We start from the raw sequence: 14,170 nt of genomic DNA on the forward strand, positions 1-14,170 counted from the left end.
ACAAAGCGGAACCCGCCGTTTCCACAGGCTCGTTCGCCGTGCCCGCCGGCCTGGCAGACTGGCGTGCCAAGGCGCGGGAAGCACGGCGCGAGGGGACCCACGCGAGGAGATTCGGATGACCATGGCGGGGAATCTGCGGAAGGTCACGGGGCTGGGAAGGACCGGCGGCCTCCGGAAGGTGGCACGGCTGGCCCGCCGACGGCCGCGGGTGGACCTGAGCCACCACGCCCGTTCCCCGCTGGGTTCCTCCGTGGTGAACTGCGTGACCTACCGGGACGGTGTCCGCACCCCCGAGGGCGGCGATCCGGTCGAGGCCGTGGCGCGGATGCGCGGGCGCGGGGCGGGCTTCGTCTGGCTCGGCCTGCACGAGCCGACGGACGAGGAGTTCGCGGGTGTGGCGGAGCTCTTCGAACTGCATCCGCTGGCGGTCGAGGACGCGATCGAGGCCCACCAGCGGCCCAAGGTGGAGCGGTACGGAGAGACGCTCTTCGCCGTGTTCAAGACGGTCTGCTACGTGGAGCACGAGGAACTGACGGCCACCAGCGAGGTGGTGAGCACCGGCGAGATCATGGTGTTCACCGGGCAGGACTTCGTGATCACCGTGCGGCACGGGCGGCACGGCTCGCTGGGTCCGCTGCGGGAAGGGCTGGAGTCCGATCCGGCGCAGCTCGCCAAGGGACCGTCGGCGGTGCTGCACGCGATCGCGGACCATGTGGTGGACGACTTCCTGAGCGTCATCGAGTCGGTCCAGGAGGACGTCGACCACGTCGAGACGGAGGTGTTCGCGGAGAACGGCGCGCGGGTCGACCCCGGGCGCATCTACCAGCTCAAGCGTGAACTCCTGGAGCTGCGGCGGGCCGTGGTGCCGCTCGGCCGGCCGCTGGAGGAGCTGGCCACGCGGCCGTTCCGTGTGGTCGAGCCGGAGATACGGGCCTACTTCCGCGACGTCGCCGACCACCTGCTGCGGGCCACCGAACAGATCGCGGCGTTCGACGAACTCCTCAACTCGATCCTCCAGGCGCACCTCGCCCGTGTGACCGTCGCGCAGAACGAGGACATGCGGAAGATCACGGCGTGGGCCGCCATCGTCGCGGTGCCCACGATGGTCTGCGGGGTGTACGGGATGAACTTCGACCACATGCCGGAGCTGGGCTGGCGGTACGGCTACGGCCTGGTCATAGGCGTGATAGCCGTCGCCTGCCTGGCGCTGCACCGGGGATTCAGGCGCAACGGCTGGCTCTGAGGGAGGGGCCAGCCGCTCCGGGTCAGCCGTTCCAGGCGGGATGCCGCGGGTCGTCGGCACGCACCAGGACGTCGGCGGTGCCCGACGGGTCGGTCTCCTCGTCGTAGCGCTCGAAGGCGGGCAGGGTCCACTGCTCGCTCTCGGGAGTACGGCGACGCAGGGCGCCCGGGGTGAGGGCGAGATGGACGCTCAGATCGAGGGGGAACCAGTGACGGAGCAGAAAGGGGCCGTGGAGCAGCAGCGCACCGCCGGGAGGGAGTAGGACGTGGGGGCTGCGGGTGGCCCGGTCGGTGACCGGGTCCCACAGGTCGGGCAGGACCCGCCCGTCGCCGCCGGGGCCGAGGGGATCGAAGACCTCGCGCCACAGTGCGCCGGTGTCGTACCAGCCGTTGTAGTAGGACTCGACGTCCTGGTGTCCGTACTCCAGACGGAGCGAGGCGGGTCGCAGGAAGCCCTCCGTTCCGGCGACGAGGGAGGGGCGGCCGCGGACGCGCAGGGCCTCACCGATCCGTTCGGCGAGGTCGCCGGGGCACGCGGCCGGGGCGCCGTCGAGGGCGACGCGGGTCCAGGCGCTGCCGTCGGTGGGCTTCAGGTCGAGCAGTCGCTCGGCAAGCCGGTCGCCGAGCCGGTCCCAGGTGATCGCTTCCAGTCGCACCCGCCCATGATGCGTCAGTTCCCGCGTCGGTCGACACGACGGTCGCCCCGCCCGTCGCCGCCTCGCCCGCGTGGACGCTCGCGCATGGGCCCGCGGCGCTCGGCCATGGTCACCGTGCCGGTACGGAGGTTGACTTGAGGTGATCGACGGGCGAAGGCACCGGGACGGCGTCCACGGACCGGCGGTTGCTCGACGAGTGAGCTGAGACGGGTGGGAGCTGAGACGGGTGGGAGTTGACAGGACATGATCGACGGACCGTACCTGGCGCTGACGGTGCTGGGCGTGCTCGGGACCGGTGTGACGGCCGGTGTCTTCTGCGCCTTCTCCACCTTCGTCATGCGGGGGCTGGCCGCGCTGCCGCCCGCACAGGGGGTCGCCGCGATGAACGCGATCAACAAGGCCGCGGTACGGCCGGCCTTCATGTCCGTGTTCCTCGGGACGGCGGTGCTGGCCGTGGTGATCGCCGTGGTCACGTTGGTGGTGTGGCCGAAGGACGCGGCGGTGAAGCTGCTGCTGGGCAGCGGGCTGTACCTGGTCGGGTCGTTCGGAGTCACCGTGGCGGCCAACGTGCCGCGCAACGACGCGCTGCTCCGGCTGGAGCCGGGTTCCGCGGAGGCGGCCGGCCGCTGGACCGCGTACGTGCGCGAGTGGACGGCCTGGAACCACGTGCGTACGGGTGCCGCGGCCGCCGCGGCGGTGGCGTACGCGCTGGCCCTCGCCTGAGTCGGGCGAGGCGGGGGGGACCCGGGCCGAGGGAGCACCCCACGCCGCCCGGTGGCGGGCGGCACCGGGGGCCAGGGGCCGTCCGGCGTTCTGCGCGTCGGGCGGGCCGGTCGTATCGTGGAGCGCGAGAGCGCCGCCCCACGGCGCCCGGCCAGCCACCCCGCACGCAAGGAAGACGGCCATGGCCGATCCCAAGGGTTTCCTGACGACGCCCCGCGAGGAGTGGCCCCGCAGGCCGGCCGGGCAGCGGGTCGGGGACTGGGACGAGGTGTACGTCCCGGGGGCGCTGCTGCCGATCGTCAGCCGGCAGGCCGACCGGTGCATGGACTGCGGCGTCCCGTTCTGCCACGAGGCCTGTCCCCTGGGCAATCTGATCCCGGAGTGGAACGACCTGGTCTCCCGGTCGGACTGGCGGGCGGCGAGCGAGCGGCTGCACGCCACCAACAACTTCCCTGAGTTCACCGGCCGGTTGTGTCCGGCACCGTGCGAGGCGGGCTGTGTGCTCGCCATCAACCAGCCCGCCGTCACCATCAAGAACGTCGAGTGCGCGATCGCCGACATGGCCTGGGAGGAGGGCTTCGCCCCGCCGCGACCACCGGAGCGGCTGTCCGGGCGGACGGTGGCGGTGATCGGCTCGGGGCCCACGGGCCTCGCGGCGGCGCAGCAGCTGACCCGGGCGGGGCACACGGTCGCCGTGTACGAGCGGGACGACCGGATCGGAGGGCTGCTGCGGTACGGGATCCCCGAGTTCAAGATGGAGAAGCGGCATCTGGAGCGGCGCATCGGCCAGATGCGGGCGGAGGGGACGCGGTTCCGTACATCGACGGCGGTCGGACGGGATGTGGACGCCGCCGGGCTGCGGGCCCGCTACGACGCAGTGGTGATCGCGACCGGGGCGACCGTGTGGCGCGAGCTGACCGTGCCCGGCCGGGAGCTGGCGGGGGTTCATCAGGCGATGGAGTACCTGCCGCTGGCCAACCGGGTGTGCGAGGGCGACCTCGAGCGCTCCCCGCTGTCCGCCGCCGGGCGGCACGTCGTCATCGTCGGCGGCGGCGACACGGGCGCGGACTGTCTCGGTACGGCGGTGCGGGAACGGGCGGCGTCCGTGACGCAGCTGGACATCTACGCGCAGCCGGGTGCGGAACGCGACGAGGACTCGGAGCCCTGGCCGACGTATCCGCGCCTGTACCGGTTGTCGGCGGCGCACGAGGAAGCGGGCGAGCTGCGGTCCGCGCCGGCCGCGGACGCGGACGCCCGGCTGTTCGCGGCGTCCACGCTCCGCCTCACCGGTGACGAGCGGGGGCACGTGCGTGCGCTGCACCTGGTCGGGGTGGACGCCGGTCGCCGGCCGCTGCCCGGCACCGAGCGGTCGCTCCCCGCGGACCTGGTCCTCCTCGCCCTGGGCTTCTCGGGGCCGGACCGGCGGGACGGGCTCGTCGACGGTCTCGGGCTGGAGATGGAGCCCCGTGGCACGATCGCCCGGGACCAGGGCTTCGCGACCAACGTCCCGGGGGTGTTCGCCGCCGGGGACGCGGCACGCGGACAGTCCCTCGTCGTCTGGGCGATAGCGGAGGGGCGGGCGGTGGCGGCGGCCGTCGACCGCCACCTGTCCGGCGGCGCCACCCGGCTGCCGGCGCCGGTCGGCCCGTACGACCGGCCGATGACGGCCTGAGCGGCGTCACCGGCGGGCCCGCCCCGTCACGGCTTGCGGGCCACCGCCCCGTACCCGGGGATGATGCCGTCGTCCTGACCGGCGACCGGCTCGCCCAGCTCGGGGTGCCACCGGTGCGGCACCTCGATTCCGGGCTCCACCAGGTCCAGGCCGGTGAAGAAGCGGGTGAACTCCTCGCGCGAGCGCAGGGCCAGGGTGACCCCGGCCGCACGGAGCTTCTCGGTGGCCGCCCGTGACTCCTCGGGGGTGAAGTCGGCCGTCGCGTGGGTCATCACCAGATGGCTGCCCGGGGGCAGCGCGTCCAGCAGCCGGCGGACCAGGTCGTGCGCACCGTCCTCGTCCGGGACGAAGTGCAGCAGCGCGACCAGGGACAGCGCGACGGGCCGGTCGAAGTCCAGGATCTTCCTGGCCCCCTCCAGGACGGCGTCCGGGTCCCGGACGTCGGCCTGGAGGTACTCGGTCTCCCCCTCGGGCGTGCCGCGCAGCAGGGCCGCGGCGTGGGCCAGCACGACGGGGTCGTTGTCGCAGTAGACGACGCGGGCGTCGGGCGCGGTCTCCTGGGCGACCTGGTGCAGGTTGGGCTCGGTCGGTATACCGGTGCCGACGTCCAGGAACTGCCGTGTGCCGTGGCTCGCCAGCCATCGGGTGGCACGGTGCATGAAGGCGCGGTTGACCCGCGCCATCACCGGCACCCTCGGGTCGAGGGTGAGCATCTGCCGGCCCATCGCCTCGTCGACCGGGTAGTTGTCCTTTCCGCCGAGATACCAGTCGTACATCCGCGCGGGGTGCGGCTTGCTCGTGTCGATCCCGGCGGGGCCGTGCTGCCCGGTCATGACGCACTCCCAGGTGTCGAGTCCTCGTCGCGATGGGTGATCAACTCAGGTGCCAAACAGCTTAAAAAGAACATGCAACGGGGTGACGTGTTTCAGGACAGAAGGAAGTCCGCCTCCCCCGCCTTCGCTCCCTCGATGAACGCCGTCATCTCGGCCGAGGTGTAGATGAGCGCCGGCCCGTCCGGGTCGGTGGACTGCCGCACCGCGATCCGGCCGTCGGCGAGCTTCATGGCCTCCAGGCAGTTGCCTCCGTTGCCGCCGCTCCACGGCTTGTGCCAGCCCTCGCTGCCCAGTTCACGGGCGGGCATGCCGTTGTAGATCCGCGCACCGCGGGTCAGTGGCGAGCGCTGGGGCTTGATGCGGTTCATTCACAGCTCCTTGCGGAGATCCCGGAGGATCTCCTTCGTGCGATGTGCCGTGGCGGCCTGCGCCGCCATGCGGTCCATGACCTCGAGGTGGGTCGCCACCTCGGCACGCGCGTCGAGGTAGACGGCGCCGGTCAGGTACTCGCTGTAGACCATGTCCGGGAGTTCCGGCATGGCGAATCGGAACAGCACGAAGGGCCCGTACGTGCCGGGGTGCGGCCCGCTGGAGAACGGCGCGATCTGCAGCGTCACGTTGGGCAGCTTCGTGGCCTCGAGCAGCCGGTCGATCTGGGCACGCATCACCTCCGGGCCCCCGACGGGGCGGCGCAGCGCGGTTTCGTCCATCACGACCCACAGCCGGGGTGCGTCCTTACGGGTGAGCAGTTCCTGGCGTTGCATGCGCAGGTCGACGTGGCGCTCGATGTCGTCGGGGCGGGTCTGCCCGATGGCACCCGAGCGCAGCACGCCACGCGCGTAGTCCTCGGTCTGCAGCACTCCGGGGACGAAGTGGGGCTCGTAGGCGCGGATCAGGGAGGCCGCACCCTCCAGGCTGACGTACAGCGAGAACCAGCCGGGGAGGATGTCGTGGAAGCGCTGCCACCACCCCGGCTTGTTGGCGTCCTCGGCCAGCTGGACGAAGGCCTCGGCCTCCTCGTCGCCGACGCCGTAGGCCTTCAGCAGGAGCTGAAGGTACGGGATCTTGAGGGCGACCTCGGCCATCTCCATGCGGCGGACCGTGGCGGGGGCGACGCGCAGGATGCGGGCGGCTTCCTCGCGCTTGAGACCGGCACGTTCCCGCAGGTCCAGCAGGCGCCGGCCGAGTACGACCTGGCCGACCGTCGGCGCGGACCGCGGCTCGCTCACCGCCCACCTCCTGAAGAGTCCCGAAAGAGTCCTTGCGTCCCTGTTCCCTTGCACGGACAGCCTCGGCGAGCCCCGGCGTGTCCTGGTGCGGACAGCCCGGCGGCGCCATTCGAAGATCTGTTCGAAAACCCGGAGGGGCCTTCGACGACCTGAAGTGGCGCCGCTCGACGTGCTGTTGCGAGCAGTGTGCCACGGCCGTCCAGAACGTCACACAGCACTCTGCATTTTTCAGAGTGACACTTGCCAAGTGTTCACGGCGGGGCGATAGTGGCAAGCGTGATTCCGTCCGCGCCCTTAGGAACAGACGCCACCGCGGGCTCCCTGGGCCTCGGTGCCGCCATGGGAGCCGGCTCCTCGGGAGCCGCCGCCGCCGAGCGCCGGTTCCGTTTCGAGCTGGCCGCTCATCCGGGCTCTCCCTCGCAGGCCAGACGCCTGACACGGGCCCGGTTGAGCGGCTGGGCGGTGTGCGAGGACACCTGTGACACCGCGGCCCTGGTGGTCTCCGAGCTGGTGACCAACGCGATCGTGCACACGGCGAGCAGACACATAGTGTGCGAGCTGCACGACGCCGCCGACCTGGTCCGCATAGCCGTGCGCGACGAGGGCTGCGCCCCGGGCCAGCCCCACCCCTCGGCCGATCAGCAGCCCGAGGACGAGCACGGCAGGGGCCTGCTTCTCGTCGACGCCCTGTGCGACGCGTGGGGCGCCCATGAGCACGGTCCCGGCCTGCTGGTCTGGGCCGAGCTGCCACGCAAGGCCGAAGGACCGCTCGACCCCTCGGAGCCCCACAACGACCTGGGCTGGGGCGCCCGGCCGAAGCCCGCCCCCGCGGACGACACGGGGGACGAGGACGAGGTCGAGTCCCGTCGCAGGGAAGGCCGGGAAGCCCGGGAGACACTCCGCGGAACGGGGACCGAATGGCTATGAGGGCCGCGTCCGGCGTCCGACCCCTCGGTCTGGACACGATGGTCCGCCTCCAGCGCGGACGACACACCGCCGGGACACCTCGGAGGCTGCCCGTGCCGGACGGCATGACGGCGCCGCTGGGCTGCGACGCGGTGGCGGTGCCCGCCCTCCTCGGCCAGCAGGTGCTGCCCCGGCTGCCGCGCGTGGGGTGCGTCTACGCCGATGAGACGCACTGGTGGTGGATCGTTCCGTCCGACTCCGACTACGCCCTGGAATGGCCGGCGCCCGCGCGCTACGCCACCGGTGCGGTCGTACCCGGCGCCTCGGACCTGCCGGCCCTCCTCCACCGCTCGGACGGCACGGTTCCCTACACGCCGCCCATCCCGCTGTATCTGGCCCTGTGCCGGCTGACGAACACGACGCCGACCTGGTCGCGGACGGTCAGCGCGTAGGCGCAGGACAGTCGGCAAGCAGGCGGCGGCGTGTCAGGCCGCCGCGTCACCCGCGGCGTCGCCGCCTCGCACGACGACCAGGAACATGTCCGTGGCGAGGTCCATCACGACCTCGGCGGCCAGACCCTCCAGGCGCCGCGCCTGGGCGAACTCCTCCGCGGGCCAGGATCCTCGTGGTCCACCGGCGGGAAAGCGTTCGAGCACCGTTCGCCCGTTCACTCCGCACCTCCATGTAGCGCTGTACTCGTAGAGTCAAACGCCAACCATGGGGTGAACGCCTCGCCCGGTGATGGTACTGAGACACAGTTGACACCCGTTCACCGCAAAGGGTGAACGGCGCCTCGGCCGTCCGGCCGTTTTCGCCACCGAGCGTGTCAGTCCTCGTACTCGTCGTGATAGCGCACTCGCCCACTGCCCGCGGGTGCGCCGAGAGCCGACGCGCGCCCCTCGGGCTTCTCCCACGGCTCCTGCCGGCCGAGCGCGGTCAGGTCGAGCAGGCTGGTGGTCGAGCCGAGCCCGTCCAGGCCGCGCTCGTACGTCGAGTAGGTGTGGAAGACCCGTTCGCGGTCCCGCAGGAAGCAGCTGAGCCCCGGCCGCTCGACCAGCTCGCCCTCGTGCTCCAGGGTCACCTCGAAGTCGGTGTTGAAGTCGCTGACGTACGACGAGTACCAGGGCAGTGTCCAGCCCATCCGCGCCTTGAACGGCAGGATCCTGGGATACGGCGCCCGGGAGACGGCCGCGAACGACGTGCCGCGGGCCCTGAGGTGCGCGAGGTGCCCGATCTGGTCCAGGAACGCCGAGCAGCTGCGGCAGCCGGCCTCCCACTCGGGCGCGAACATGAAGTGGTAGACGACGAGCTGCTCGCGGCCCTCGAAGAGGTCGAGCAGGGTGGCCTTGCCGTCGCCGCCCTCGAACACGTACTCCTTGTCGACCTCCACCATGGGCAGCCGGCGCCGCTCGGCGTTGAGGGCGTCACGCGCGCGGGTGGCCGCCTTCTCCTTGGCCAGTAAGGCCTCGCGCGCCGCGCGCCAGTCCGCGCGGGTGACGATCTCGGGCAGCGACATGACTCCAGCCTCCTGTGCGACGTGCGTCGTGCTTCGGTCCGACGGCCGACGGTCCGAAGCGGTCGGGCCGTCCGGGTGGTGACCGAAGGACGGAGCGGAACTCATCGCCGCCCGGCAAGATTCTTTTCAGCAGGTCACTGAACAGGCTCTGAACGGGCCTTTCAGGTGTCGTACTCCTGGACGCGCCGACCGTGTCCGCGGTCGGTCAGGGCGGGCAGCCGCTCCGCCAGCTCCCGCGCCGTCGCGGGCACGTCCACGGTGAGCAGTTCGCGGTCCCGCATGAGGACGCGCCCGTCCACGATCGTGGTGCGCACGTCGGCGGAGCGCGCGCTGTGCACCAGCGTGGCGGCGAGGTCGTGCACGGGCTGGGTGTGCGGACCGGTGAGATCGACGAGGATCAGGTCCGCCCGCCGCCCCGGTGCGATGCGGCCCACGGCGTCCCCGAGGCCGACCGCGTGGGCGCTCTGCACGGTGGCGTGGTGGAGGGCCTGGCGGGAGGTCAGCCAGCGCGGGTCGCCCTCGGTGGACTTCTGGATCAGGGACGTGAGCGCCATCGACTCCCACACGTCGAGGGAGTTGTTGGACGCGGCCCCGTCGGTGGCGAGCCCCACGGCCACGCCGATGTCCCGCAGCGCGCGCACGGGTGTGGTGCCGGGCCAGGCGAACTTGAGGTAGCCGCGGGGAGCGGTCGCCACCGCCGTACGGCCGCCCGCGCGCGCGAGGAGCGGCAGGTCGCCCTCGGTGATGCCGGTGCCGTGGGCGATGAGCACGTCGGTGTCGAGGACGCCGGTGCGTTCGAGGACCTCGATGGGGGTGACCCCGTGCCGGGCGAGGCTGGTGTCGGTCTGGTCGCGGTTCTCGGCGGCGTGCAGGTGCACGGGCAGACCGTGGTCGCGGGCGAGTTCCGCGGTCGCGGCCAGGTCGGCGTCGGTCACCGTGTAGGGGGCGTGCGGCGCGAGGGCGGTGGTGATCCGGCCTCCGGCCCCGTCACGGCGTCGGAGCGCGAACTCCAGTGACGCCTCCCGGCCTTCGGGCCCCTGGGAGGAGAAGTACGCCTGCCCCAGCTGGGCCCGCATCCCGCACTGGTCGACGACCGCGGCCACGGCGTCCATGTGGAAGTAGCTGTCCGCGAACGTCGTGACCCCCGCGCGGATCATCTCGGCGCAGGCCAGCCGGGCGCCCAGGATCACGTCCCGCGCGGTGAGGTTGGACTCGACGGGCCAGACGACGTCGTTGAACCACTCCTCCGTGGGCAGGTCCTCGGCGAGGCCGCGCAGGGCGACCATGGGGGCGTGCGTGTGGCAGTTGATCAGCCCCGGGAGGGCGACCTGACCGCGTGCGTCGATGCGCTCGGCGGCGGGCACCGCGGCCCCGGCGGCGGCGGTCACGGAGTCGACGACCCCGTCGCGCACGACGACGGCCGCGTCCTGCTCGAAACCGATCCGCTCACGGTCGTCGTGCACCAGGACGGTGCAGCCGGTGATGACGAGATCGGCGGGTTCGGGGGAGGAAGGCGTCATCACGCCAACGTACGGTGCCGTCCCACGCGTCCGCGCCGCTCGGCGAGTTCGTCCCGCAGCGCGGCGAGCCGTTCGGTGTGGCGGGGGGTGAGCCGCCCGGTGTCGTCGAGGTGCACGGCGCACGCGGTGGTGGTGTCGACGAGCCGTTCGAGGACCGCGGCGACCTCGTCGGTGCCCTCGGAGTGCCGGGCGAGGGCGGGCAGTTCGGCGGCGGCGCGGGCACTGGCGGCGCGGGCCTCGGCGAGGGTGCGGTAGGCCTCCCGGCGCAGCGTCCACCGGGTGGCGCGGTCGTCGGACTCGCCCAGTACGTGCGTGAGGTAGGCCTGTGCGGCGGCGTCGGCGGCGTCGATGCCCGCCCGGATGCCGGCGCCCCGCTGCCCCGGCATCGGCAGGTGCCCGACCACCAGCACGATCGCACAGGCCAGCAGCGTCTCCCCGATACGGCCCGCGGATGCCTGCGGTTCGCCGCCCGCCATGACCAGGGCCAGGACGAGGACGGTGACGACGGTGGTCTGGGCTGCGAAGTGCCGCGCTGCGACCGGCACCAGGGCACCGCAGACGGCGACGAGGACGACGAGCCCCTCGGGCCGGGGCAGTACGGCCGCGAACCCGGCGAACAGCAGCGCCCCGAGCACCGTTCCGGCGGCCCGGCACAGCACCCGGGACACGAGCGGGCCGAGGTCGGGTTTGACGAGGAAGACGGCGGTGGCGGGCAGCCAGTACCAGTGCTGGTGGGAGCCGTACCAGTGACCGTGGTGCAGCGCCTGGGCGACGGCGGCACTGGTGCCGAAGCACAGCCCGGCCCGCAGCCCGTACTCCCGCCCGCCCGGGCCGAGCACGGCGCGCGCCACGGAGCGGGGCGATCGCCTCCGGACGTGCAGGTCGGAGCCCCTGCCCCGGTCGAAGGCCTCCGCCGCGTGCAGCAGGGCGTCGTCCAGGGCGCGCAGGGCGGGGTCGGTCCGGCTGGGCGCGGGCAGCGGCCCGGCGTGGGTGTTGCCGCGGACGGCCGCCGCGAGCCGCCGGGGCCCTTCGGCGGCCCGCGCGGGCACGGCCTGCTCCGCCCACGCGAGCGCGGTCGCGGCCTCACCGAGGGGCAGCGCGGCGGCGTACTGGGCGCGCAGCCGGCGTTCGGCCGCGGTCGAGGCACGGCGCCGCAGCCGGGGTCCGGCGAGCGCGTCCTGCGCGTGGTCGAGGGCGGCGGTGAGCGCGGCCCGGCGAGCCACGGCGTGCTCCGTGCCGACGGCGTCGAGCAGCGCGGCGACGGCCTCGTAGACGTCGGCGACGGCCGCCCGTTCCCCGTCGAAACGGAAGTCGAGACGGAGGTCGCCGGCGAGAGAGGTCGGCGTGGGCAGGGCCAGTCGCAGCAGGAGCAGCCATCCGGCACCGGCGAGGAAGGCGAGCACGCTCTGCCATCCGGGGTCGGGCAACGGCATCCCGGCGCCCACGGCCGCGGTGACCAGCAGCTGCGTCCCCGTCCCGGACGCCACGGGCCCGACGGCGCTGACGCACCCGGCGACCAGTCCGAGCCCGGTCAGCACCAGGGTCAGCGCCACGGCCCCGAGGTGCTGCCCGGCGTACGTCCCGACGAGCAGCCCGGCGGCCCCCGCGAGCGCGGGTACGCCGATCCTGCGCACGGAGGTGCGGCGGCTGCCCGGCCGGTCGTTGATGCCGGCCAGCATGGCGGCGATCGCGGCGACGACCCCGAGGGAGGCCCGCCCGGCGACCAGGGCCGCGGTCAGCAGCGGCCCGCCCGCCAGGGCTCCCCGGGCCACCGCGTTCCAGGGCACGGGGCCGCGCTGGGCGTTCAGGGCATGTGCGAGCCAGGGTGGGAGCGCTTGGGCTGCGGTGCGGAACACGGGGTGCGGGGCTCCTGTCGTCCGGTCGAGGGCGGTGGTGAGCCTTCGGGCGACGGTGGCCGGGCTGTGCGATGCGCTGTCAAGCGTACGACGGGTTTTCGAAGGCGCGGAAACGGGCCTGTTTCGGGAGGATGACGGCCGTCGAGCGCCAGGGGGCACCGCGGTGCCGTGCGCTCAGGAGCGGGCGGCCTCCAGGGTCTCGCACAGCAGTGTTTCGGCCCGCGTCACCGCGTCGGCCAGGGCCCGCGGCTCCGGCGTCAGTCCGGCGAGCAGCGCGTCCATGGCCCCGAGCCCGGCCCGGCCGACCACCCCCTTCTCGTTCGTCACCCACTCCCCGCGCGCCGCCAGTACCGCGTGTGCCGTCTGGGTCGTGGCGAGGGCGACCGCGCCGGCGACCTGGGTGAGGGCGCCCTTGGGGGCGTGGCCGGCCTTGGCGTAGGCGAGGGTGGCGGTGGCCGCGCCGTACCAGTGTTCGGGCGCGGTGGTGCGCAGGGCCTCCGGGTAGCCGTCGGGGCGGGGCAGGTCGCCGCGCAGCACCTTGTTGATCGCCAGCTCGGCCACCACGAGGTACGTCGGGATGCCGGCCAGGTGGAACATCAGCGGCTCGACGCCGAAACGGCCTCCCTGAGCCTCCTTCATGACGTGCTCGACCACGTCGAGGTCGCGGTAGTGCACGTCGACCCGGCGCTCGTCGATCGTCAGCCAGGCGCCCCCGTTGAAGACGCCGCCGCCCCAGGCGCCGGTCTCCGACACCTCGCCCGCCCAGCCGACGGCACGCAGGTCCGCCGGGTCGAAGGCGCCCCGGTAGTAGACCGCCAGGTCCCAGTCGCTGTCCGGTCCGTGCGTGCCCTGTGCCCGGGAGCCGCCGAGGGTCACCGCGCGGACCGCGGGCAGGGCGGCGAGCCGGTCGGCCGTGGTGTCGAGGAATGCCTGGTCCGTGAGTGTGGGCGTGGGCACTGGTGCGGGCTCCTGACCGTGCGGGCGGGGTGTGGCCGACGCCGGGAGCCTAGGCGGCCGGGGTGCGGGCCGCGAGCGAAATTCGGGTGCGCGGCGCGGGCGGAGAACGGACGATCGGGAGATTGCCCGCCCGTCTTCCAGGAGCCCTCGTGATCCAGCGCGTCACCGTGCCCGGCCTCTTCCCGCCGCCCGTCTACTCCCACGCCTCCGTCGTCGAGGCCGGGACCAGGATCGCGTTCCTCGCCGGTTCCGTCCCGCTCGACGCGGAGGGGAAGCTGGTCGGCGAGGGCGATCCGGTCCGTCAGGCCGAGCAGGTGATCGCGAACCTCACCGAGCAGCTGCGCGCCGTCGGGAGCGGCCTGGAGCACGTGCTGTCCACCGATGTGTACGTCGTGAGCACCGAGACCGCCCCGCTGTCCGCCGTCTGGGACGTCGTCGAGGCGTCCGGGCTCAGCACCGGTCCGCACTCCTCGACGCTGCTCGGGGTGAGCTGCCTCGGCTACCCGGGACAGCTGGTGGAGATCACCGCGACCGCGGTCGTGCCGGAGACCGGCCGCCCGTGAACCGGGAGGCGGGGGCCGGATCCGGTACCGAGGCGGTCGTCCTGCGGCGCGCCCACGCCGCCGACGCGCGGGCGGCGGCCGACGTCTGGCTGCGCTCCTTCGCGGCGGCGCTGCCGACCGTGGTCCGGCCCCGCTCCGACACCGAGGTCCGCGCGTACTTCCGGCACCTGGTGGTGGAGCGGTACGAGACCTGGCTGGCGGAGGGAGCCGGTGGCGCGGTCGCCGGTGTGATGGTGCTGGAGGGCGAGGAGCTGTCGCAGCTCTACCTCGCCCCCGAGCGGCGCGGGTGCGGGCTCGGGGACCGGTTCGTCGCCCTGGCCAAGGAGCGCCGGGCGGACGGGCTGTCGCTGTGGACCTTCCAGGTCAACGCGCCCGCGCGGCGCTTCTACGAACGGCACGGTTTCACGCCCGTGGAGTGGACGGACGGCGACCGGAACGAGGAGCGGGAACCGGACGTGCGCTACGTGTGGCGGCCCCGGCGGCCCTAGGGCCGGTCG

General features: G+C 73.2%; 16 protein-coding genes. 7 read left to right on the top strand and 9 right to left on the bottom strand.

Going from position 1 to position 14,170, the window contains the following annotated elements; translation table 11 throughout:
- The first annotated feature begins 115 nt into the window (after positions 1–115).
- Entirely contained in the window at positions 116–1,243 is a 1,128-nt protein-coding gene (locus ACZ56V_RS25465) for a magnesium and cobalt transport protein CorA (RefSeq protein ID WP_467382951.1), read from the top strand.
- Positions 1,244–1,265: 22 nt separating this feature from the next.
- Here ACZ56V_RS25465 and ACZ56V_RS25470 read toward each other — a convergent pair whose 3' ends face one another.
- Entirely contained in the window at positions 1,266–1,898 is a 633-nt protein-coding gene (locus ACZ56V_RS25470) for a nucleoside/nucleotide kinase family protein (protein WP_468945458.1), read from the bottom strand.
- A gap of 243 nt (positions 1,899–2,141) precedes the next feature.
- On the opposite strand from ACZ56V_RS25470, the gene ACZ56V_RS25475 reads away from it, so the two are divergent.
- Both ACZ56V_RS25475 and ACZ56V_RS25480 read left to right on the top strand, forming a co-directional pair.
- A complete protein-coding gene (locus tag ACZ56V_RS25475) occupies positions 2,142–2,621 on the top strand; it encodes an anthrone oxygenase family protein (RefSeq protein WP_468945460.1) in 480 nt (159 codons plus the stop codon).
- Positions 2,622–2,802: 181 nt separating this feature from the next.
- Positions 2,803–4,293 carry a glutamate synthase subunit beta gene (locus ACZ56V_RS25480; RefSeq protein WP_468945463.1) on the top strand — a complete coding sequence of 497 codons (1,491 nt, stop codon included), beginning with the start codon at positions 2,803–2,805 and terminating at the stop codon, positions 4,291–4,293.
- A 26-nt stretch (positions 4,294–4,319) separates the two neighbouring features.
- Here ACZ56V_RS25480 and ACZ56V_RS25485 read toward each other — a convergent pair whose 3' ends face one another.
- From ACZ56V_RS25485 to ACZ56V_RS25495, 3 genes are all read right to left on the bottom strand, one after another.
- Positions 4,320–5,126, bottom strand: coding sequence for an SAM-dependent methyltransferase (locus tag ACZ56V_RS25485; protein WP_468945465.1), 807 nt, complete (start codon positions 5,124–5,126; stop codon positions 4,320–4,322).
- 92 nt (positions 5,127–5,218) lie between these two features.
- Positions 5,219–5,494 (bottom strand): DUF397 domain-containing protein, encoded by a 276-nt coding sequence (locus ACZ56V_RS25490; RefSeq protein WP_104634900.1) that lies wholly within the window; start codon positions 5,492–5,494, stop codon positions 5,219–5,221.
- Complete coding sequence (locus ACZ56V_RS25495) at positions 5,495–6,355, bottom strand: helix-turn-helix domain-containing protein (RefSeq protein WP_356362879.1); 861 nt, start codon at positions 6,353–6,355, stop codon at positions 5,495–5,497. It lies immediately after the preceding gene.
- A 267-nt stretch (positions 6,356–6,622) separates the two neighbouring features.
- Here ACZ56V_RS25495 and ACZ56V_RS25500 point away from each other — a divergent pair, with 267 nt between their 5' ends.
- The gene (locus ACZ56V_RS25500) at positions 6,623–7,282 is read left to right on the top strand and encodes an ATP-binding protein (RefSeq protein ID WP_398912620.1); all 660 of its coding nucleotides are present in this window, start codon (positions 6,623–6,625) and stop codon (positions 7,280–7,282) included.
- Positions 7,273–7,713: a hypothetical protein gene (locus ACZ56V_RS25505; RefSeq protein ID WP_398912622.1), complete on the top strand. Its 441-nt coding sequence runs from the start codon at positions 7,273–7,275 to the stop codon at positions 7,711–7,713. The genes ACZ56V_RS25500 and ACZ56V_RS25505 overlap by 10 nt, the downstream gene beginning before the upstream one ends.
- Positions 7,714–7,746: 33 nt before the next feature.
- Here the strand turns inward: ACZ56V_RS25505 and ACZ56V_RS25510 are convergent, their stop codons facing one another.
- From ACZ56V_RS25510 to ACZ56V_RS25530, 5 genes are all read right to left on the bottom strand, one after another.
- Complete coding sequence (locus ACZ56V_RS25510) at positions 7,747–7,932, bottom strand: hypothetical protein (RefSeq protein ID WP_356362885.1); 186 nt, start codon at positions 7,930–7,932, stop codon at positions 7,747–7,749.
- Positions 7,933–8,087: 155 nt separating this feature from the next.
- Complete coding sequence (locus tag ACZ56V_RS25515) at positions 8,088–8,777, bottom strand: DUF899 domain-containing protein (RefSeq protein ID WP_398912625.1); 690 nt, start codon at positions 8,775–8,777, stop codon at positions 8,088–8,090.
- Positions 8,778–8,938: 161 nt separating this feature from the next.
- Positions 8,939–10,297 carry an amidohydrolase gene (locus ACZ56V_RS25520; protein WP_468945470.1) on the bottom strand — a complete coding sequence of 453 codons (1,359 nt, stop codon included), beginning with the start codon at positions 10,295–10,297 and terminating at the stop codon, positions 8,939–8,941.
- Positions 10,297–12,153, bottom strand: a complete 1,857-nt coding sequence (locus ACZ56V_RS25525) for an FUSC family protein (protein ID WP_468945473.1) — start codon at positions 12,151–12,153, stop codon at positions 10,297–10,299. Before ACZ56V_RS25525 ends, ACZ56V_RS25520 begins: the two co-directional genes overlap by 1 nt.
- 174 nt (positions 12,154–12,327) lie before the next feature.
- Positions 12,328–13,110: a nucleotidyltransferase family protein gene (locus tag ACZ56V_RS25530; RefSeq protein WP_468945476.1), complete on the bottom strand. Its 783-nt coding sequence runs from the start codon at positions 13,108–13,110 to the stop codon at positions 12,328–12,330.
- Between the two features lie 149 nt (positions 13,111–13,259).
- Between ACZ56V_RS25530 and ACZ56V_RS25535 the strand changes: the two genes are divergently transcribed.
- Both ACZ56V_RS25535 and ACZ56V_RS25540 read left to right on the top strand, forming a co-directional pair.
- Positions 13,260–13,673, top strand: a complete 414-nt coding sequence (locus ACZ56V_RS25535; RefSeq protein ID WP_467382965.1) for a RidA family protein — start codon at positions 13,260–13,262, stop codon at positions 13,671–13,673.
- Complete coding sequence (locus ACZ56V_RS25540) at positions 13,670–14,161, top strand: GNAT family N-acetyltransferase (RefSeq protein WP_468945479.1); 492 nt, start codon at positions 13,670–13,672, stop codon at positions 14,159–14,161. The genes ACZ56V_RS25535 and ACZ56V_RS25540 overlap by 4 nt, the downstream gene beginning before the upstream one ends.
- The last annotated feature ends 9 nt before the right edge of the window (positions 14,162–14,170 follow it).

The sequence above is a fragment of the Streptomyces sp. NPDC034099 genome, assembly GCF_055575415.1.